Source organism: Pseudomonas fluorescens (assembly GCF_902498195.1).
Lineage (GTDB): Bacteria > Pseudomonadota > Gammaproteobacteria > Pseudomonadales > Pseudomonadaceae > Aquipseudomonas > Aquipseudomonas fluorescens_BU.
On the sequence record NZ_CABVIY010000006.1, the window covers coordinates 255,548 to 274,228 of the forward strand.

The 18,681-nt window shown below is 61.3% G+C and carries 17 protein-coding genes; 7 read left to right on the forward strand and 10 right to left on the reverse strand.

Annotated features, from left to right (window positions below):
- Window positions 1-16 precede the first annotated feature (16 nt).
- The 6 genes from F8N66_RS22610 to F8N66_RS22640 form a co-directional block, all read right to left on the reverse strand.
- Window positions 17-1,444: a di-heme oxidoredictase family protein gene (locus F8N66_RS22610; RefSeq protein WP_150772288.1), complete on the reverse strand. Its 1,428-nt coding sequence runs from the start codon at window positions 1,442-1,444 to the stop codon at window positions 17-19.
- A gap of 217 nt (window positions 1,445-1,661) precedes the next feature.
- Entirely contained in the window at window positions 1,662-3,017 is a 1,356-nt protein-coding gene (locus F8N66_RS22615) for an imelysin family protein (protein WP_150772289.1), read from the reverse strand.
- Between the two features lie 254 nt (window positions 3,018-3,271).
- Entirely contained in the window at window positions 3,272-5,323 is a 2,052-nt protein-coding gene (locus F8N66_RS22625; protein WP_150772291.1) for a putative bifunctional diguanylate cyclase/phosphodiesterase, read from the reverse strand.
- Window positions 5,324-5,767: 444 nt separating this feature from the next.
- Complete coding sequence (locus tag F8N66_RS22630) at window positions 5,768-6,364, reverse strand: superoxide dismutase (protein WP_150772292.1); 597 nt, start codon at window positions 6,362-6,364, stop codon at window positions 5,768-5,770.
- A 177-nt stretch (window positions 6,365-6,541) separates the two neighbouring features.
- Complete coding sequence (locus F8N66_RS22635) at window positions 6,542-7,144, reverse strand: LysE/ArgO family amino acid transporter (protein ID WP_150772293.1); 603 nt, start codon at window positions 7,142-7,144, stop codon at window positions 6,542-6,544.
- 5 nt (window positions 7,145-7,149) lie between these two features.
- Window positions 7,150-7,551: an ACT domain-containing protein gene (locus tag F8N66_RS22640; protein ID WP_150772294.1), complete on the reverse strand. Its 402-nt coding sequence runs from the start codon at window positions 7,549-7,551 to the stop codon at window positions 7,150-7,152.
- Window positions 7,552-7,646: 95 nt separating this feature from the next.
- On the opposite strand from F8N66_RS22640, the gene F8N66_RS22645 reads away from it, so the two are divergent.
- The 4 genes from F8N66_RS22645 (at window position 7,647) to F8N66_RS22660 (ending at window position 11,548) form a co-directional block, all read left to right on the forward strand.
- Window positions 7,647-8,540, forward strand: a complete 894-nt coding sequence (locus tag F8N66_RS22645) for a LysR family transcriptional regulator ArgP (protein ID WP_150772295.1) — start codon at window positions 7,647-7,649, stop codon at window positions 8,538-8,540.
- Between the two features lie 68 nt (window positions 8,541-8,608).
- Complete coding sequence (locus tag F8N66_RS22650; protein ID WP_150772296.1) at window positions 8,609-9,601, forward strand: NAD-dependent epimerase/dehydratase family protein; 993 nt, start codon at window positions 8,609-8,611, stop codon at window positions 9,599-9,601.
- Window positions 9,602-9,705: 104 nt separating this feature from the next.
- Complete coding sequence (locus F8N66_RS22655) at window positions 9,706-10,575, forward strand: ATPase (protein WP_150772297.1); 870 nt, start codon at window positions 9,706-9,708, stop codon at window positions 10,573-10,575.
- Window positions 10,576-10,699: 124 nt separating this feature from the next.
- Window positions 10,700-11,548 carry a cache domain-containing protein gene (locus F8N66_RS22660; protein WP_150772298.1) on the forward strand — a complete coding sequence of 283 codons (849 nt, stop codon included), beginning with the start codon at window positions 10,700-10,702 and terminating at the stop codon, window positions 11,546-11,548.
- 119 nt (window positions 11,549-11,667) lie between these two features.
- Here the strand turns inward: F8N66_RS22660 and F8N66_RS22665 are convergent, their stop codons facing one another.
- Entirely contained in the window at window positions 11,668-13,185 is a 1,518-nt protein-coding gene (locus F8N66_RS22665; RefSeq protein ID WP_150772299.1) for an MDR family MFS transporter, read from the reverse strand.
- Window positions 13,186-13,264: 79 nt separating this feature from the next.
- Window positions 13,265-14,449, reverse strand: a complete 1,185-nt coding sequence (gene pobA / locus F8N66_RS22670; protein WP_191623044.1) for a 4-hydroxybenzoate 3-monooxygenase — start codon at window positions 14,447-14,449, stop codon at window positions 13,265-13,267.
- A gap of 190 nt (window positions 14,450-14,639) precedes the next feature.
- On the opposite strand from pobA, the gene F8N66_RS22675 reads away from it, so the two are divergent.
- Complete coding sequence (locus tag F8N66_RS22675; protein WP_150772301.1) at window positions 14,640-15,536, forward strand: helix-turn-helix domain-containing protein; 897 nt, start codon at window positions 14,640-14,642, stop codon at window positions 15,534-15,536.
- 8 nt (window positions 15,537-15,544) lie between these two features.
- Here F8N66_RS22675 and F8N66_RS31545 read toward each other — a convergent pair whose 3' ends face one another.
- Window positions 15,545-15,721: a hypothetical protein gene (locus F8N66_RS31545; protein WP_172901564.1), complete on the reverse strand. Its 177-nt coding sequence runs from the start codon at window positions 15,719-15,721 to the stop codon at window positions 15,545-15,547.
- Window positions 15,722-15,874: 153 nt separating this feature from the next.
- Complete coding sequence (locus F8N66_RS22680) at window positions 15,875-16,780, reverse strand: LysR family transcriptional regulator (RefSeq protein WP_150772302.1); 906 nt, start codon at window positions 16,778-16,780, stop codon at window positions 15,875-15,877.
- Window positions 16,781-17,003: 223 nt separating this feature from the next.
- Between F8N66_RS22680 and F8N66_RS22685 the strand changes: the two genes are divergently transcribed.
- Both F8N66_RS22685 and F8N66_RS22690 read left to right on the forward strand, forming a co-directional pair.
- Complete coding sequence (locus F8N66_RS22685) at window positions 17,004-17,879, forward strand: MBL fold metallo-hydrolase (RefSeq protein ID WP_150772303.1); 876 nt, start codon at window positions 17,004-17,006, stop codon at window positions 17,877-17,879.
- 136 nt (window positions 17,880-18,015) lie between these two features.
- Entirely contained in the window at window positions 18,016-18,630 is a 615-nt protein-coding gene (locus tag F8N66_RS22690; protein WP_150772304.1) for an NAD(P)-dependent oxidoreductase, read from the forward strand.
- Window positions 18,631-18,681: the final 51 nt, after the last annotated feature.

Below are 18,681 nucleotides of genomic sequence, written 5' to 3' on the forward strand. Positions count from 1 at the left end.
GCGGGTGGAATGGGTATTAAAGGGAATTCAAGAACGCCAGCAACGCAGCGCGTTGCTCGGCATTGAAAGTCAAAACCTGTTGCTGCGCCTTTTTCGCTTCGCCGCCATGCCAGAGCACGGCTTCGAGCAGGTTGCGGGCGCGGCCATCATGCAAAAACTGTGTGTGGCCACTGACCGCTTCGGTCAAGCCGATGCCCCACAACGGCGGCGTGCGCCAGTCGCGGCCGCCGGCCTGGAATTCAGTGCGGTTGTCGGCCAGGCCGTCGCCCATGTCGTGCAGCAGCAGATCGCTGTAAGGGCGAATCACTTGATTGGCCAATTCAGGTTCGGCGGCGTTGGCGGCGGTGGTGTATTTCGGTGTGTGACAGGACTGGCAACCGGCCTGGTAAAACAGGTTCTTGCCGGCCAGCACTTGCGGCGCGTTGACATCGCGGCGCGCCGGGACGGCGAGGTTGCGGGTGTAGAACAGCACCAGGCGCAGGATGTTATCGCTGACTTCCGGCTCGCCATCGGGGCCGTTGCCGCTCGGTGCCTGTTTGCAGCCTGTTTGCGCGTCGGTGCAGTCATCAAAGGGTCTCAGGCGGGTCGTGAGGCCCATGTCACCCGAAAACGCGTGAACATTTTGTTGATTGAGGTCCGGCTGGCCGGCTTTCCAGCCAAATCGCCCAAGGACGGTTTTCTGCTGGGTGTCATCCCAGACCCCGTTCGGGCGTCCGGCGATACCGTTGTTCTCTTTCGCCTGCGCCTCGGCGTTCGCCAGGATCGCCGCTTCGGGGATGGCCTCCAGCAGGCCCAGGCCGATCATCGGTGGTGCAACCCGGGCCGAGAAACGGGTGTCGGGGTGCATCGGGCCATAGCCCAACTGGGTGATGTTCAAGGTCGGCTTGCGCAACTCGACTTCGGTGCCGTCCTTGAAGCGAACCGGCACCGGCGTGTAATCGACCCGCACCTTGCCTTCCGGGACGACGCCGGGCACCGCCATGTCCTGGAACTGCCCGCCGTAGACCGGCTCCGGGACGACACCTTGTTGCTCGATGATTTTGGCGTAGGCCGGGGCATCGGGAATCGACAGGCGCACCAGCATTGACACGGCATTCTGCGCATCCGGTGCCGGCGGGTGGCCGCGGCCATCCTTGATGTGGCAACCCTGGCAGGCGTTGGTGTTGAACAACGGACCCAGGCCGTCACGGGCGGTGGTGGTCGACGGGGCGATCACCCAGGGATTGCGAAAGAAACTGTTACCGACGCTGAAGTCCACACGCCGCGAGGGCGGCAGGTTGGCCGATGGCAGGGAGAAGGCGTTCTGATCGGTCTTGCGCACGGTCGTACTGCCCCCGGAGCGGGCCTCACCGGGTTCGGCCTGGGTAAAACGCGGGGCGTCATCGCAGGCACTCAGGCCCAGGGCCAGCAACAGTGCGGACAAGCGAAGAGGCAGCGGGGGCATCAGACATCCTGCAGTACGTGCAAAACAAGGGCGCAAAGTCTAACAGGGCAGGGGGTTTTGAATAAGAGGAATTATCGTTTGCTTGATGTGGGGGCACAATTCATGAATACACCACAAACACCTGTGGGAGCGGGCTTGCTCGCTCCCACAGTGGCCTGGGTGTGGCGGGTACAAAAAAGGCGACCCGAAGGTCGCCTTTCTGTTCAGCCAGCGTTGATCAGAACTCGTGATCAGCGTTGTCCGGGTTCAGGTCGGCGATGCCCAGCTTGCCTGCGGCGGCTTCGATCGAACCGGTCTGCTTGACCAGGGAGGCGATGGCGTCACGGACGATCTGGTTGCCTGCGGTGTTGCCGGCAGCGATCAGCTGGTCGTAGTGCTCACCCTTGTTGGCGTGATCGACGATGACCTGCATCTTCGCTTCGGTCGCGGCCAGGTCGGCCTTCAGCGCGGTGTCGGTGGCCGGGTCGATTTTGGCCACCAGGGACGACAGGCTGGCGCCGGTCATTTTGGTGCCGTCGACGCGGGTGTATTCGCCCAGGTACACGTTACGAACGCCTTTGGCATCGTAGAACTGCGAGTTGTGGGTGTTGTCGCTGAAGCAGTCGTGTTCGTCTTCCGGGGAGTTGGCTTCCAGGGAAACCTTCATGCGCTCGCCCGCCAGTTCGCCCAGGGACAGGCTGCCCATGCCGAACAGCATTTTGCGCAGGCCGCTTTCAGCCGGTTCCGCTTCCAGGGTGGCGCGGTAGTTGTCAGCCACGTTCGGCTTCCAGTTGCCGACCATTTCTTCCAGGTCGCTGACCAGCAGTTGGGTCACGGACTTCAAGTAAGCGCGGCGACGATCATTGTGGCCGCCGGTTGCGCCTTTGCCTTCCAGGTAGTCAGAGGCAGGACGGTTGCCGGCGCCAGGGCCGGTGCCGTTGAGGTCCTGGCCCCAGAGCAGGAATTCGATGGCGTGGTAGCCCGTGGCGACGTTGGCCTCGGAACCGCCCAGCTCGTTGAGGCTGGCGAGTTTTTCCGGGGTGATGTCTTTCACATCAACCTTGTCTTCGCCGACCTGGATTTCTGTGTTGGCGATGATGTTGGCGGTCGCGCCCGGGTTACCCAGCGCGTGCTCGTAGGATTTGTCGACGTAGTCGATCAGGCCTTCGTCCAGCGGCCAGGCGTTCACCTGACCTTCCCAGTCGTCGATGATGGTGTTGCCAAAGCGGAACACTTCGCTCTGCAAGTAAGGCACGCGGGCCGCGATCCAGGCAGCCTTGGCGGCTTTCAGGGTGTCGGCGTTCGGCTTGGCGAGGAAAGCGTCCACGGCGGTTTGCAGGGTCTTCGCGGTGGATTCGGCGTCGCTGTAGACAGCGAAAACGATGTCGGCGTAATGAGCGACAACGGCTTTGGCCGCGGCTTCATCGACTTTACCGGCAGCGGCAGGTGCGGCGGCTGGGGCAGCCGGGGCAGCAGCGGTGCTGGCAGCCGGCGCAGGTGCGGCAGCTTTTTCCTTGTCTTTGCCTTCACCGCAACCGGCGAGGGAAATTGCGATGGCCAACAGACTGGCGGTAGCCAGAGGCATACGAATCATGGCGAACATCCTGCTTCGAGAGGGGGTGGTATGGCGCGCACGGCGCGCAAAACTGCCACATAATGCAAATCTTTCGCATTATGTGTAAAGGGTTGTGCTTGGAAATATTTCTTATTAACAGGGCCGCCGCGTTGGCCCCCTGTAGGAGCGAGCATGCTCGCGATGGTCTCAATGACACCGCGTACCTTCAGACAGCACGCGTAATCGTTGACGACCATCGCGAGCAGGGCTCGCTCCTACAGGGGTAACGGCATTTACAGAATCGCGGCGTTACTGCGCTGGGCTTGCTTGAGGTAGGCGCCCAATTCCCGCGCCGGCAGGGGTTTGCTGTAGAAGTAACCCTGACCTTCATGGCAGCCTTCGGAGATGATGTAGGCCTCCTGTTCGGCGGTCTCCACGCCCTCGGCAATCACCTGCATGCCCAGGCTCTTGCCCAGCTGGATGATGGCGCGAACGATGGTCGCGTCGTCGTCGTCATCGAGCAGGTCCTGCACAAAGCTCTTGTCGATCTTGATCTTGTCCAGCGGCAGGCTTTTCAGATAACTCAGCGATGAATAACCCGTACCGAAGTCGTCGATCGCAATCAGTGCACCGGAGCGGCGCAGGCTGAGCAAGTGCTGGGCGGCGGTGCTGATGTCTTCCATCAGGCCGGTCTCGGTGACCTCCAGCTCCAGGCTGCGCGGTGGCAGGCGATACATCTGCAGCAGGTTGTTCACCACCCTCGGCAACTCGGCGTGGTGCAGCTGCACGGTGGACAGGTTCACCGCCATGCGCAGGTCGCTGAAGCCCTGGTCATGCCAGTCGCGCAACTGTTTGCAGGCTTGATCCAGCACCCATTCGCCAATGGCAATGATGGTGCCGTTCTGCTCGGCCAGCGGGATGAACAGGTCCGGTGGCACCAGACCGTGTTCCGGGTGTTGCCAGCGAATCAGCGCCTCGACGCCGACCACCCGCTGATCGCGGTAGCTGATCTGCGGCTGGTAGACGAGGTAGAACTGCTCGCGGACCAACGCATCGCGCAGGTCTTTTTCCAGTTCGCGACGGCGGCGCATCTCGGTGTCGACGCTGGCGATATAGAACTGATAGCGATTGCGCGAGCGTGTCTTGGCCAGGGTCATGGTCTGCTCGGCTTTTTGCAGCAGTTTCTCGGTGCTGTCGCCATCCTCGGGGAACAGGGTGATGCCGATGGTGGCGCGCAGGCGGATTTCCTGATGATCGAGGGCGAACGCCGCTTCCAGGTCATCGAGAATGCTTTGCGCCAGTTCGGCGGCTTCGTAGGGTTGTTCGATATCGGCTTGTACCAGGGCGAACTGGTCACCGCCGAGGCGGGCGAGGGCGCCCAGGCGTCCGCTGTGCGCCCGCAAGCGATCGGCCAGGGCCAGCAGCAGCTGGTCGCCGGTCTGGTAGCTGAATTGTTCGTTGATGCCCTTGAAGTCATCGAGGCCGACGCACAGCACGGCGACCCGCCGTTGCAGCTTGCCGGCGTCGACCAGGATCTTGTCGAGCTGGGTTTGCAGCTGCTGGCGGTTTGGCAGACCCGTGAGGAAATCGTACTGGGCCATGCGCAACAGGCTGTTTTCCGCTTCGTGGCGCAGATGGGTGTTGCGTTCGATCGATTCCAGCAACTGGTTGGCGGTATTGATCCAGATGCCCAGTTCGTTCTTTTCGTGCCCCTTGAGCTGCGGAATCTTGTGCTCGCTGGGGCGATCCGGGTTGATTTCGGTCAGGTGCTGGATGATTCGCGACAGGGGCTTGGTCAACAGCCAGTGATAGACCAGATACAGCACCAGCCCCATCGCCAGGGCGCGCAATACGCCGGAAATGAAGATGATCACCGAGCTGACGATAAAACCCTGGCCGTAGGTGGCGGTGTCGAGGGTGATGCTCAAGTCACCGTAATACTCGCTGTAAGGGCCTCGCCCCACCAATTGAGTGGTGAAGGTGCGTTCCTTGCCCAGGATCAGGTCGGTCAGCCAGCGACTGTTGGACTGCTGCAACTCGCGGGATTTTTGCGCAAGCATGGCTTCATTGGGGTGACCGATGGAGGCCTGACGCACGGCGTCGTCCTGAAACAGGCCTTCGATCACCTGCATGCCCATTTCCCGGTCCAGGCTGTAGACGGCCTGGGTCGAAGGGTCGCGAAACATGTCGAGGATGCGCTCGGCATCGCCGGCGACGGCCTGGCGTGTTTTATAGGCATCGAAAACGATCTGCGCGCAGCTCAAGACCACGCCGACGATCAATGCCGACAGGAGCACGACCCGGAGCAACTTCACCGACAAGCTGTTCTTGAGTTCCAGCTTCAAAGGGCTATTCCTTGTTCCGTGCGGGTAGCATCAAGTTGCCATGAGTATTGGCAATCCCGTGATGGCAGTCAAAGGGACAATCATCCGTGAGGGATTTTGCCTGCAGCTTGGCCGATTTGCTGTGGTCCGGGGTAATTGTCCGATTAGTACTGTGTCGGTTGTCGAGTCCTTCAACTTGAGGGGAGGGGTGCAGATTTTTTCCTTTTATTGATGGTAGACGGCTGTGGCGACGGGGCAAGGGATCGGAAGAGGGTTTCATCAGCGCAAAATAACCCTGTAGGCGCGAGCAGGCTCGCGACAGTCGTGAACGATGACGCGTTGAATCAGGCACCCCTCGGCGCCCTCGGGTTTTTCGCGAGCATGCTCGCTCCTACAGGTGAACCGGGGATTTATTGCGCCCATAAAAAAACCCGGCCAAAGCCGGGTTTTTGTCTGGCGTCGAGCTTAAGCGGTGAAGGTTTTGCCTTCGAACTGCTCAGCCACGAATTTCCAGTTGACCAGGTTCCAGAACGCTTCGACGTATTTCGGACGAACGTTGCGGTAGTCGATGTAGTAGGCGTGTTCCCAGACGTCGCAGGTCAGCAGCGGGGTGTCGCCGTTGGTCAGCGGGTTGCCGGCGCCGATGGTGCTGGCCAGGCCCAGGGAACCGTCAGCCTTCTTCACCAGCCAGCCCCAGCCGGAGCCGAAGGTGCCGATGGAAGTCTTGCTGAACTCTTCCTTGAACTTGTCGAACGAACCGAACGCCGCGTTGATGGCTTCAGCCAGTGCGCCGGTAGGTTGACCGCCAGCGTTTGGCGCCAGGCAGTTCCAGTAGAACGTGTGGTTCCAGACCTGAGCGGCGTTGTTGAAGATGCCGCCCGAGGAAGTCTTGACGATTTCTTCCAGGGTCTTGCCTTCGAACTCGGTGCCTGGCACCAGGTTGTTCAGGTTCACGACGTAGGTGTTGTGGTGCTTGTCGTGGTGATACTCCAAGGTTTCCTTGGAAATGTGCGGCTGCAGGGCATCGTGTGCGTAAGGCAGCGGCGGCAATTCGAAAGCCATGATGATTCTCCTAATCAGGTCAGTTGCGGTGGGCGCAAGGCCGATCACGGGCGGCCAGACAAGCGCCGGGGAGTTTGTACTCTTTGCGGCGCACCGGATCGGATCATAGCACCGGGGTTGCGGCATAACCACGCAACAACTGTGTGGAATAGAGGTTCCAGAGCCGTTTGGAATAAATCAGCCGGCCGTGATCAACTGGATCGCTACAGCAAACATCATGACGGCCACCAACAGGTCGAGGATTCGCCAGGTGCTGGGCCTTGCCAGCCACGGGGCGAGCCACGCGGCACCGAGGGCCAGGGTGAAAAACCACAATAGGGAGGCACTGGCCGCGCCGACGACATAGGCGCCTGGCTCGGTTTGTTGTGCGCCTAAGGATCCGATCAGCAACACCGTGTCCAGGTACACGTGCGGGTTGAGCAGGGTCACGGCCAAGGCACTGAGCATGACAGCCCGCAGCGAACGCACGGTCTGGTTTTCTCCCTGTTGCAGGCTCTGTTTCGAACAGGCCCGGCGCAACGCCTGGCTGCCATACCAGATCAGAAAGACGGCACCGCCCCAACGAGCAACCGCCAGCAAGGTCGGGTTCTGCGCCAGCACCGTCGCCAACCCGAACACGCCGGCGGCGACCAGCAGTGCATCGCAGGCCACGCACAGCGCCGCCACCGGCAAATGATGTTCACGTCGCAGGCTCTGGGCCAGCACGAAGGCATTCTGGGTGCCGATCGCCATGATCAGGCCGAAGGCCACCAGCAGGCCGTTCACATAACTTTGCCACATAGTGTCTACTCCGCCTTCGCCGCCAGGTCGCGCAATACGTGCAGGGCGCGTTCGGCATCGGCCTGGCCGACGAACAAATGATCGTGGTAGTAGCCGGCGATCACGTTGCAGCTGATCCCGGCCTTGCCCAGGGCACTGGCGAACGCGGCCGTCAGGCCGACCGCTTCCAGGGCCGAGTGGACGTTCAAGGTGATCCAGGCCGCGACGTAGTCGAAGCTGAGACCGGCGCGTTCGGCCTGGGCACGCTCGAGAATCAGCGTCAGGCCTTCCTGCTCGCGAAAGCTGCCGATGATCTCCAGGCCGGCAGGCAACTGTCCGTCCGGCAGGGTGCAGAACACATATTCGCCGGCGTTGAGTTGTGGGCTCATGCTGCGCAGCAGCGTTGCCAAAGAAGTTTCGCCAGCCATGGGGGTGATCCTGTTCAAGAGTTCTTGCTGGCCATTCTCCCGTGCCAGGCTGTATAAGAAAAACAAATAGTGCTGATCGCTCATTAGGAAAACTGATGTTCGACTATAAATTGCTTTCTGCCCTCGCCGCAGTGGTCGAGCAGGCGGGTTTCGAACGGGCCGCGCAGGTGTTGGGATTGTCGCAATCGGCGATTTCCCAGCGCATCAAGTTGCTCGAAGCGCGGGTCGGCCAGCCGGTGCTGGTGCGCGGCACGCCGCCGTCCCCGACCGAGATTGGCCGACGCCTGCTCAACCATGTGCAGCAGGTGCGTTTGCTTGAACGCGATTTGCAGACGCTGGTACCCGCGCTGGATGAAGAGGGGCTGCCCGAACGCCTGCGCATCGCGCTGAACGCCGATAGCCTGGCCACGTGGTGGGCGCAGGCCGTGGGGGATTTTTGCGCGCAGCAGCATTTGCTGATGGACCTGATTGTGGAAGACCAGACGGTCGGCCTCAAACGCATGCGCGCCGGAGAAGTGGCGGCCTGCCTGTGTGCCAGCGAACGCCCGGTGGCCGGCGCGCGCAGCGTGTTGCTGGGGGCGATGCGCTACCGCGCGTTGGCCAGCCCGGCCTTTATCGCCCGGCATTTTCCACAGGGCGTGCGCGCCGACCAGTTGGCCCGTACCCCGGCCCTGGTGTTTGGCCCGGATGATTTCCTGCAGCACCGCTACCTCGCGTCACTCGGGGTCGACGGCGGCTTCGAACACCATTTATGCCCATCGTCCGAAGGCTTCATCCGCCTCACGGAAGCCGGTCTTGGCTGGGGATTGGTCCCGGAACTACAGGTTCGTGAACAACTGGCGCGCGGTACGTTGCTGGAGCTTTTGCCAGATAAGCCGATCGACGTGCCGCTCTACTGGCATCATTGGCGCAATGGCGGCCAGTTGCTGGGCTTGCTCACCGATCAATTGGTGCACGCATCCAAGCAATGGCTGGTGCCGTTGGACTGACAGGCAGCGTCAAGACCTCACGCCCTACGCAATATGCAAAGCGCACATCGAAATATTCGGAGCACAACATGAAAATTCTGGTCACCGGCGCAAGCGGCTTCATCGGCGGGCGCTTTGCGCGTTTCGCCCTGGAGCAGGGCCTGGACGTGCGGGTCAACGGTCGTCGGGCCGAAGCGGTGGAACATCTGGTGCGCCGTGGCGCCGAATTCGTCCAGGGTGACCTGAGCGACCCGGAACTGGCCCGCGAGCTGTGTTCCGACGTCGAGGCCGTGGTGCATTGCGCCGGTGCCGTTGGCCTGTGGGGACGCTATCAGGACTTTCACCAGGGCAACGTCCAGGTCACTGAAAACGTGGTCGAGGCCTGCCTGAAACAGCGGGTGCGCCGGCTGGTGCATCTGTCCTCGCCATCGATCTACTTCGATGGCCGCGATCACGTGGGCCTGACGGAAGAGCAGGTGCCCAAGCGCTTCAAGCATCCCTACGCCGCGACCAAGTACCTGGCCGAGCAAAAGGTCTTTGGCGCCCAGGAATTCGGCCTCGAAACCCTGGCCCTGCGTCCGCGTTTCGTCACCGGTGCCGGTGACATGAGCATCTTCCCGCGCCTGCTCAACATGCAACGCAAGGGGCGCCTGGCAATTATCGGCAACGGCCTGAACAAGGCTGACTTCACCAGCGTGCAAAACCTCAATGAAGCGCTGCTCAGCGGTTTGCTGGCCAGTGGCTCGGCCCTGGGCAAGGTGTACAACATCAGCAACGGAACGCCGATTCCGCTGTGGGACGTGGTCAATTACGTCATGCGAAAAATGGAAGTTCCCCAGGTGACGCGCTACCGTTCCTACGGCCTGGCTTACAGCGTCGCCGCGCTCAACGAAGGGGCGTGCAAACTGTGGCCGGGTCGCCCCGAACCGACCCTGTCGCGATTGGGCATGCAGGTCATGAACAAAAATTTCACCCTGGACATCAGCCGCGCCCGGCATTATCTCGATTACGACCCGAAGGTGAGCCTGTGGACCGCCCTCGATGAGTTCTGCGGCTGGTGGAAGGCCCAGTCGATTCGCTGAACGGCCCCACACTGAACCGACTCCGGGGTTGAGGGTCAATCGGTGCGGCAGTGGGGGTTATACTCGCCGCATCAAGCCATCACCGTTTCCCAAAGGTTGACTCAATGTCCATGCGTAACGATGCCAACGACGACTTCGATGATGTACCAAGCCTGCGTGCCGACAGCCTCGACGACGATGACTATGTACCCACCGCGCGCACGTCAGTTCATTCGCGGACAGCGCCCGTGGTCAAGGTCAAGGGCCCGAGCACCGGGCCGTTGTGGGCGTTGGTCGGCGCGTTGCTGTTCGCGTTCGCGGGTCTGGCCTGGTGGAGCTTCCAGCAGATTTCGCTGATGGAGCAGCAACTGGTGGCGACCCAGGAAAGTTTCGCGCGCATCAGTGAGGAAGCGGCGGGGCGCTTGCAGGACATTTCCGGCAAGGTGGTCGCCAGCCAGACCAATGTCACCAGCGACAGCGAAGCCTTGAAGCTGCAAATCAGGCAATTGGAAAGCAAACTGCAGGATCAGGGAAAACAGCAGCAAGGAGTGGTCGGTCAGACCTCGGACCTGGACAAACGCCTGGCGCAGATGACCGCGCAAACCAGCGACCTGGACAAGCGTCTGGCGCAGGTAACGACCCAAGGCACCGAGCACCAGGCCATCAACACGCAATTGCAGGCCCAGGTCAAAGTCTTGATCGGCGACGTGGCCGCGCTGAAAAGCGCCCCTGCGGACACCGAGAAATTCGACGCCCAGCTCAAAAGCCTGGGCGCCGACATCAGCGCATTGAAAAAACAAGGCAACCCGAACGCCGCCATCGATCGCCTGGAACAGGAGATCGTGGTGCTCAAGAGCGAACAGGATAATCGCCCGGCCCAAGGCTCGACCAATACCGCGGAATTCGACGCCTTCCGTGGCCAGGTCACCCGCAACATCAATACCCTTCAGGCGCAGATCCAGAACTTGCAGCAGCAATTGCGCGCCCGTCAGTAAACCTTCATTCATTCTCGGCGGTGCCGGGAATGAATGGCTTGCGCACGGCGATCCGCTGAATATCCATACATGCCCCATTGCCGTCTACGCTCTTGAAACACCAACAGGAACGAGGGGATGCGCAATGGGGTTTCTGCATAGGCTGGCCTTGCTGGGCGGCGTGTTTTTAGTGGGCCTGGGCCAGGTTCAGGCCGCCGGGACGGAAAAGGCGGACAGTCAGGCCGCCATCGCCTTGCTGGAAAAAGCCCTGGCGTATTATCACGACAACGGCGACAAAGCCTTCGCCGCCTTCAGCCGTCAGGGAGAGTTCGTCGACAAGGACCGCTATGTCTTCGTGGTCGACACCAAGGGCGTGATGCTGGCCAGCGGCGGGCCGTCCGCGGCGCTGATCGGTCGTGACGTGTCGGAGGTCCTCGGGCCGGATTTGCAGAAAACCTTCAAGGACGCCCTGAAAGTGCCGGAAGGCAACGGGATCCAGCAGGCGGAATACCGCTGGCAGAACTGGGCCGACGGCAAGGTCGAGCGCAAGCACGTGTACTACCAGCGCGTCGGCCAGCGCATTCTCGCGGTGGGCTATTACCTGCCACGGGCGTCGGCGGAACAGGCCATGGCCTTGCTCAATAAAGCGGCGACCGACCTGGCCAAGGATGAAAAGGGCACCCTGACGGCGATCAACTCACTCAAGGGCGGCTACCTGCAGGATGACCTGTATGTGTTCGTCGTCGACTTGAACACCCGGCGCTACGTCGCCCACGGCACCAACCTGCGCTTGATCAACACCGATTTCGGCAAGATCAAGGACCCGGAAGGCAAGCCGGTGGGCGAGCCGATCCTGGGACTGATCAGCCAGCAGGATTACGGCGAGTATGAATATCGCTGGAAGAACCCGGTGACCGGAAAGGTCGAGGACAAGCATGCGTACCTGAAGAAGGTCGGGCATTTCCTGGTCGCGGTGGGGTATTACAGCCCTTGATTTCTGCGGTGTCTGGCCTGACGCCTTCGCGAGCAAGCCCGCTCCCACAATGAATCCGTATAGGACACAGATCCATTGTGGGAGCGGGCTTGCTCGCGAAGGGTGGCGACGCGGTCTATCTACCGAGCCTTATGCTCCCGCCCCCGCAACAACCTGTTGGGCATCGCAATCGCCGCCGCGAGCCCCAGCAGCGACACGGCCGCACTGACCATCAGCAAATGCCGGAACGTCAACAGCAGCTCGGCGCGCAAGGCATCCTGGGCATCCCCCGGCGCGGCATTCAGGCCATCCAGCAGGACATTCCCCGAATGCCCCTCATTGATCAGCGACGAGCCGGCCAGGTGCGCGAAGCTGGAATCCTGCAACAACGCCAGCAAGAGGGCCGACATCAACGCCACTCCCACCGCACCGCCCAGCGAGCGGAACAGGTTGGTGGTGCTGGTGGCGACGCCGATGTCGCGCTGCTCCACGGCATTCTGCGTGCCCACCAGCGAGGTTGGGAACTGCATGCCCGAGGCGATGCCGCTGAGCAACATGAACAGACTGCTCAGGACCAGGGCCTGGGGCGGGCTGAAGGCCATGCCAAGGATTGAGATCGGCATCAGGATCGCGCCGCTGAGAATCTGCGGTTTGTAGCGACCGGTCACCGACGTGCGGCGCCCGGCGAAGTACGCACCGATCGGCAACCCCATCGCCAGCGGCAGCAAATGCAGGGCGGCGGCATCGGCACCGGCGCCCGTCACGGTCTGATAGCGCAGCGGCATCAGCACAATCAGGGAAATCGCCTGGAAACTGGTGAAGAAAATCGTGCACCAGCACAACAGGGCGTTGCGGTTGGCGAACAGGTGCATCGGCAACAAGGGCTCGCGCGCGCGACGTTCATGCCAGACGAACAACGCCAGCACCATGACCGCACAGGCCAGCAGGCCGAGCACTTCGCTACTGCGCCAGGAATGCCCTTGGCCAACTTCGGTGATACCGAGCAACAGCGCGGTCAGACCGATGATCATCAGCAGCGTGCCAAGGTAATCAATGACCGGCTTGCGCTGGGGAATCGGCAGCCCCACCAAATTGCGATTGGCCACCAGCCAGGCGCCCAGGCCCAGCGGCAGGTTGATCAGGAACACCCAACGCCAGGACAGGTATTCGGTCATGTACCCGCCGAGTACCGGGCCGGCCACGCTGGCCACCGCGTACATGCTGCTGAAATAGCCCTGGTAGCGACCCCGTTCGCGCGGCGGCACGATGTCGCCAATGATCGCCTGGCTGACCGAAATCATCCCGCCGGCGCCGATGCCCTGGAAAATCCGCGCCAGTACCAGTTGCTCCATGTTCTGGGCCAGGCCGCAGAACAGCGACGCCAGGGTGAACAGGCCCATGCCGAACAGCATCAACTTGCGTCGACCGTACAAATCACCCAGCTTGCCGTAGATCGGCACGGCCACGGTCATCGCCACCATGTAGCCGGAAATCACCCAGGCCAGCAGGCTGACATCCTTGAACTGCGCGGAAATGGCCGGCATCGACACGGCAACGATGGTCTGGTCCAGCGCGCCGAGAAAAATCGCCAGCATCAGGGCAATCAGCACGCTGCGGATGGCCGGTCTGGGCGTTTCAGGCTGGTTGAGATTGGTCACGGGAGAACCTGCGGGTGGTAATGATCCCGCCAGAGGCAAGGGCGAGCGGGGATGCTCGCCAGTGTAAGTCGGTAGTAGGCTATTCGATAGCCTCATAAGGAAGCCCGACGTAATTTTCTGCAATGGTTTTTCGACCTGCTTCGGAGTCGACGAAGTAATCGAGCTCCGACTCGGCGATGCGCTGGCTGAAGGCATCGTGTTCGTCGAACCGGTGCAGCATCGAAGTCATCCACCAGGAAAACCGCTCGGCTTTCCACACTCGGCGCAGGCAGATGGCGGAGTACTTTTCGAGCAGTTCGACTCGGCCCTCGCGATAGACCTTCAGCAGGATATTGAACAACGTGCTCACATCGCTGGCCGCCAGGTTCAAGCCTTTGGCTCCAGTGGGCGGGACAATGTGCGCGGCGTCGCCGACCAGGAACATCCGCCCGTACTGCATGGGTTCGACCACAAAACTGCGCAGCGGCGCGATGCTTTTCTCGATGGACGGACCGGTCACCAGGTTTTGCGCCAGGGCCTGTGGCAGGCGAGCCTTGAGTTCGTCCCAGAAGCGTTCGTCCGACCAGTCCTCGACCTTTTCATCGGCCGGGACTTGCAGGTAATAACGGGTGCGCGTCGCCGAACGCATGCTGCACAGGGCGAAACCGCGTTCGTGGCGGGCGTAGACCAATTCCTCGTGGACCGGCGGGGTGTCGGCGAGGATCCCGAGCCAGCCAAATGGATAGACCCGTTCGAACACCTTCAGGCATTCGGCGGGAATTGATTGACGCGCCACGCCGTGGAAACCGTCGCACCCGGCGATGTAATCGCAATCGAGGCGGTAGCGCTCGCCATCCTTCTCGAACGTGACGAAGGTTTCGTCGGTTTTCATGCCGTGTGGAACCACGTCGGTGGCCTGGTAAATCGTCTGCGCGCCCGCCTCCCGACGAGCGGCCATGAGGTCGCGGGTGACCTCGGTCTGGCCATAGATCATCACGGTTTTGCCCCCCGTCAGGGCTTGCAGATCGATGTGCACCCGGCGCCCGTCGAGGGCCAGTTCGAAGCCGCCGTGGACCAGCCCTTCGGTGTCCATCCGCTGACTCACACCGGCCTGGCGCAACAGCTCTACCATGCCCTGTTCAAGGACCCCGGCACGGATCCTCCCGAGGACATAATCCGGGGTTTGCCGTTCAAGAATCAGGGTGTCGATGCCGGCGTTATGCAGCAATTGACCGAGCAACAGACCGGAGGGGCCGGCGCCAATAATGGCCACTTGGGTTTTCAGCATTTTCATTGTTTTTATGACTCGCAAGCTCTACGCGACCAGGGTCGGTGATTGATTTTTATGGATCGAGTGCTTGCATTTTTCCCTTGCGGGTCTGTCAATTGAAGGTGAAAACTGAGCCGAAGCCTGTACATTCTGCCAATCGGTGCGATTATCGCCCGTCATCTATTCCGAGGCCTGGATTGAAGTGATGAACAAGCCTGACCTGCCTTCGATTCCGGTGTTCAAGCTCTACGGTGAAAGCCTGGATTGGCCGACCCCCGACTTGCTGCACTGTGAAACCATCTCCAAACGCAGCCGCGAACATCAATGGGAAATCAAACCCCACCGCCACGCCGATTTATGCCAGTTGCTCTTCGTATTCAAAGGTCAGGCAGAGCTTGAAATCGAAGGCAAACGTACGCAATTGACCGAACCGGCCATCCAGATCCTGCCACCGTTGTCGGTGCACGGTTTCCGGTTTTCCGAGGACGTCGAGGGTTTTGTGGTGACACTGGCCGCGCCGCTGATCGCCCATCTTCAAGCGCAACTGGGGCATTCGGTGAATGCGCTGGCCCAGGCCGAGAGCTACCCGGCCGGCCAGGACGCCGATTACCTGAACAGCCTGTTTGCGGCTCTGCAAACCGAATACACCAGCCATCAGCCGGCGCGGGAAATGCTCATGCATTCGCTGGTCAGCGTGATCATGGTGTGGGTCAGCCGCCGGGTGATCCAGCGACACTCGGCCAGCCAACGGCCGCAGCGTGCCCGGGAATATCTCAACGGGTTCATTCAACTGGTGGAAGAGACCTATCGCCAGCACGTCAAGGTCGAGGATCTGGCCCATCGGCTGGGCATCTCCGTGTCCCATCTCAACGGCACGTGCCGCGAACTGGCGGGCCAGCCGGCGTTGCAGATCATGCACGAACGGCAATTGCTGGAGGCCAAGCGCTTGCTGACCTACACCAGCATGACGATTTACGAAATGTCCGACGTGTTGGGATTTTCCGATCCGACCAACTTCACGCGCCTGTTCCGACGCCGGGTGGGGATCTCGCCCAAGGCTTTTCGCGACCGCTTGAAGGCCGACCAGGACAACCAGTCCTGACGCCTTCGTCAGCGCAAGGCGTTTAGCGTTGCGTTGTGGGGGATGCAACGCTCGAAATTGCAGCTGGCGTAGTCACGGGGCAGGTTGCGCAACTGCTCCACGCGCCAGGCCGCAGCGCCATACAGCCCGAGCGTCACCGCGCAGGTGATGAAAATGGCGAGGTATCTTCTTGTTTTGATGTTCATGGCGCAGACCTCTGAACGAATACCCTTCGGTATTACCTTGAGCATAGGTCAGATGTGTAGGAGCTGCCGCAGGCTGCGATCTTTTGATCTTGATGTTGAGAAGATCAGGATCAAAAGATCGCAGCCTGCGGCAGCTCCTACACAGGCAATCGGTTACAGGCCGATATCCCACTGCGGTTCCTCGGGAAATCTCACCACCAGAAAATCCAGCAGGCTGCGCAATGCCGCCGGCATGTGTTTGCGCGAGGCGTAGACCGCGTACACGTTCATCCGACGCGGTTCGGCATGGGGCAGCAGGCGGATCAGTTCGCCGCTGTGGATGTGCGCGCCGGCCTGATAAGTGGGCAGCATCGCCACCCCGGCACCGGCCATGGCGGCGCGCAACAGGGTGCTGGCTTCGTTGGCGCTGATGTTGCCTTGCACTGGCACCGAGACCGCTTCGCCGTCCTGTTCGAAATGCCAGAGGCTCTTGCCGAAGTAGGAGTGCGTCAGGCAATTGTGCTGGCCCAGGTCCTCGACCCGTTGTGGCGTCGGGTGTTCGCGCAGGTAAGCGGGGGAGGCGCAGATCACCGAGCGGCAGACGGTCAGCCGACGGGCGATCAGGTTCGGGTCCAGGTCGCTGCTGGTGCGAATCGCCAGGTCGATGCGCTCATCCACCAGGTTCACCGTGCGGTCCAGCATCTGCAGGTCGATGCTGACGCCTGGGTAACGCTTGACGTACGCCGCCACCGCATCGGCCAGTTGCGCCTGGCCGAACGAGGTGCTGACGCTGATGCGCAGCAGGCCACGGGGCGCTTCATCCGGCTCGCTGACAGCGGCGTGCAGGTCGTTGCACAGTTCGAGCATTTGCCGGCATCGCGGCAGGGTTTCACTGCCGGCGGCGGTCAGGCTCAACTTGCGGGTGGTGCGGTGCATCAGGCGCGCGCCGACCCAGTCTTCCAGCTCTGCCAGATACCGCGACACCACCGGTCGCGACAGCTCCAGATGGTCGGCGGCGGCTGACTGGCTGCCGAGGTCGACCACCGTGACGAACACGCGCATTGCTTGAATACGGTCCATGATTTGCCCGATTTCAGAAACAAACTATGGCCAATAATCGCATTTTTTGTACCAAGTCACGCAACTAAGCTCTCGTTCATCGCCCGTCCCTGTAGGAGCGAGCTCTGCTCGCGATGGTCATCAACGATAACGCTGGGAACCTGATACCCCGCGGCGTCCTGTCGTCCATCGCGAGCGGGCTCGCTCCTACAAGGAGCAAGCCATCAAAATCACGGAGCAACACATGATCGGCCTCACCTCTCTCAAACGTATTTTCCTGGCCTCCGCCCTCGGTTTCGCCGCCCACGCCCACGCCTCGCCACTGACGCTGGATGTCTACAACCCCGGCGAGAAAGCGATTTTCCCGGTGACGTCGGTGCTGGTCAGCGGTGAGAAAGAGGCGATCCTGGTGGATGCGCAATTCGGCAAATCCCAGGCCGAACAGGTGGTGGAAAAGATCCGCGCCAGCGGTAAGCAATTGACCACCATCTACATCAGCCACGGTGACCCGGATTACTACTTCGGCCTCGACACCCTGACCGCTGCATTCCCCAAGGCCAAAGTGCTTGCTTCGAAGCCGACCGTCGATCACATCAAGCAGACCGTCGACGGAAAGCTCGCGTTCTGGGGCCCGAAAATGGGGGCCGATGTGCCGGCCAGAACCATCGTGCCGGACGTGCTCAAGGGCGACAGCCTGATCCTCGAAGGGCAGAAGTTGCAGGTGGTCGGTCTGGAGGGCAAGCAACCGGATCGCAGTTTCGTCTGGATTCCGTCGATCAAGGCCGTGGTGGGCGGTGTGGTCGTGGCAGAAAATATTCACCTGTGGATGGCCGACACCCAGACCCCGCAGTCCCATGTCGACTGGTTGGCTACGCTGCATTCCATCGAAACCCTGAAACCGGACACCCTCGTGCCGGGCCATTACCTGGGCGACAGCACAAGGTCACTGGCCGCTGTGCAGTTCACCGCCGGGTACATCAAGGCCTTCGACGAAGAAACCGCCAAGGCCAGGGATTCCGCCGCCCTGATCGCCGCGATGAAAAAGCGCTTCCCGGCACTGGGCGAGGAAAGCTCGCTGGAGCTGAGCGCCAAGGTCGCCAAGGGCGAGATGAAGTGGTAGCCCGCGAACCCTGTAGGCGCTGCCGCAGGCTGCGATCTTTTGACGTTAAAAACCAAAATCAAAAGATCGCAGCCTGCGGCAGCTCCTACAAAGAGCAGTCGTGCAGCAAGATATTTTGGACCCACTGGAGAACGCTATGAGCAACATCGCAATCATCGGTGCCACCGGTCGCGCCGGTAGCCAACTGCTGGAAGAGGCCCTGCGTCGCGGTCACAGCGTTACCGCCATCGCCCGTGACACCTCGAAGATCGCCCCGCGTGCCGGTGTGGTCGGCAAGGCCGTCGATGCGCGGGATGCCACGGTATTGCAAGCGGCCATTGCCGGGCATGACGTGGTCATCAGCGCGGCGCATTTCGCGACGCTGCCGGCCAGTGCCGTCATCGGTCCGGTGAAAGGTGCCGGGGTCAAACGCCTGTTGGTGGTAGGCGGTGCCGGTTCGTTGTTGTTGCCCGACGGAACGCGGGTGATCGACAGCGAGGGCTTCCCCGAGGCCTACAAAGCCGAAGCAGGGGCCGGTGCCTTGTTTCTGGAAAACCTGCGTCAGGAACAGGAACTGGACTGGACCTTTTTGTCGCCATCGGCGGAATTTGTCGAGGGCGAGCGTACCGGTTCGTTCCGGCTGGGCCAGGATGATTTGCTGGTGAGCCGTGAAGGGCGCAGCTGGATCACGTTCGCCGATTACGCGATTGCGATGCTGGATGAGGTGCAAGGGCCAAAGCATTCTAAGCAGCGGTTCACCGTCGGGTATTAACCGCGCGGCTGAAAACATTCGCGAGCAAGCCCGCTCCCACATTCGATTGCA

Excerpts from the sequence above, each read along its gene's own strand:
- F8N66_RS22610 (WP_150772288.1), bottom strand. The coding sequence starts at position 1,444 with ATGCCCCCGCTGCCTCTTCGCTTGTCCGCACTGTTGCTGGCCCTGGGC.
- F8N66_RS22615 (WP_150772289.1), bottom strand. The coding sequence starts at position 3,017 with ATGATTCGTATGCCTCTGGCTACCGCCAGTCTGTTGGCCATCGCAATT.
- F8N66_RS22630 (WP_150772292.1), bottom strand. The coding sequence starts at position 6,364 with ATGGCTTTCGAATTGCCGCCGCTGCCTTACGCACACGATGCCCTGCAG.
- F8N66_RS22635 (WP_150772293.1), bottom strand. The coding sequence starts at position 7,144 with ATGTGGCAAAGTTATGTGAACGGCCTGCTGGTGGCCTTCGGCCTGATC.
- F8N66_RS22640 (WP_150772294.1), bottom strand. The coding sequence starts at position 7,551 with ATGGCTGGCGAAACTTCTTTGGCAACGCTGCTGCGCAGCATGAGCCCA.
- F8N66_RS22645 (WP_150772295.1), top strand. The coding sequence starts at position 7,647 with ATGTTCGACTATAAATTGCTTTCTGCCCTCGCCGCAGTGGTCGAGCAG.
- F8N66_RS22650 (WP_150772296.1), top strand. The coding sequence starts at position 8,609 with ATGAAAATTCTGGTCACCGGCGCAAGCGGCTTCATCGGCGGGCGCTTT.
- F8N66_RS22655 (WP_150772297.1), top strand. The coding sequence starts at position 9,706 with ATGTCCATGCGTAACGATGCCAACGACGACTTCGATGATGTACCAAGC.
- F8N66_RS22660 (WP_150772298.1), top strand. The coding sequence starts at position 10,700 with ATGGGGTTTCTGCATAGGCTGGCCTTGCTGGGCGGCGTGTTTTTAGTG.
- F8N66_RS22675 (WP_150772301.1), top strand. The coding sequence starts at position 14,640 with ATGAACAAGCCTGACCTGCCTTCGATTCCGGTGTTCAAGCTCTACGGT.
- F8N66_RS31545 (WP_172901564.1), bottom strand. The coding sequence starts at position 15,721 with ATGAACATCAAAACAAGAAGATACCTCGCCATTTTCATCACCTGCGCG.
- F8N66_RS22680 (WP_150772302.1), bottom strand. The coding sequence starts at position 16,780 with ATGGACCGTATTCAAGCAATGCGCGTGTTCGTCACGGTGGTCGACCTC.
- F8N66_RS22685 (WP_150772303.1), top strand. The coding sequence starts at position 17,004 with ATGATCGGCCTCACCTCTCTCAAACGTATTTTCCTGGCCTCCGCCCTC.
- F8N66_RS22690 (WP_150772304.1), top strand. The coding sequence starts at position 18,016 with ATGAGCAACATCGCAATCATCGGTGCCACCGGTCGCGCCGGTAGCCAA.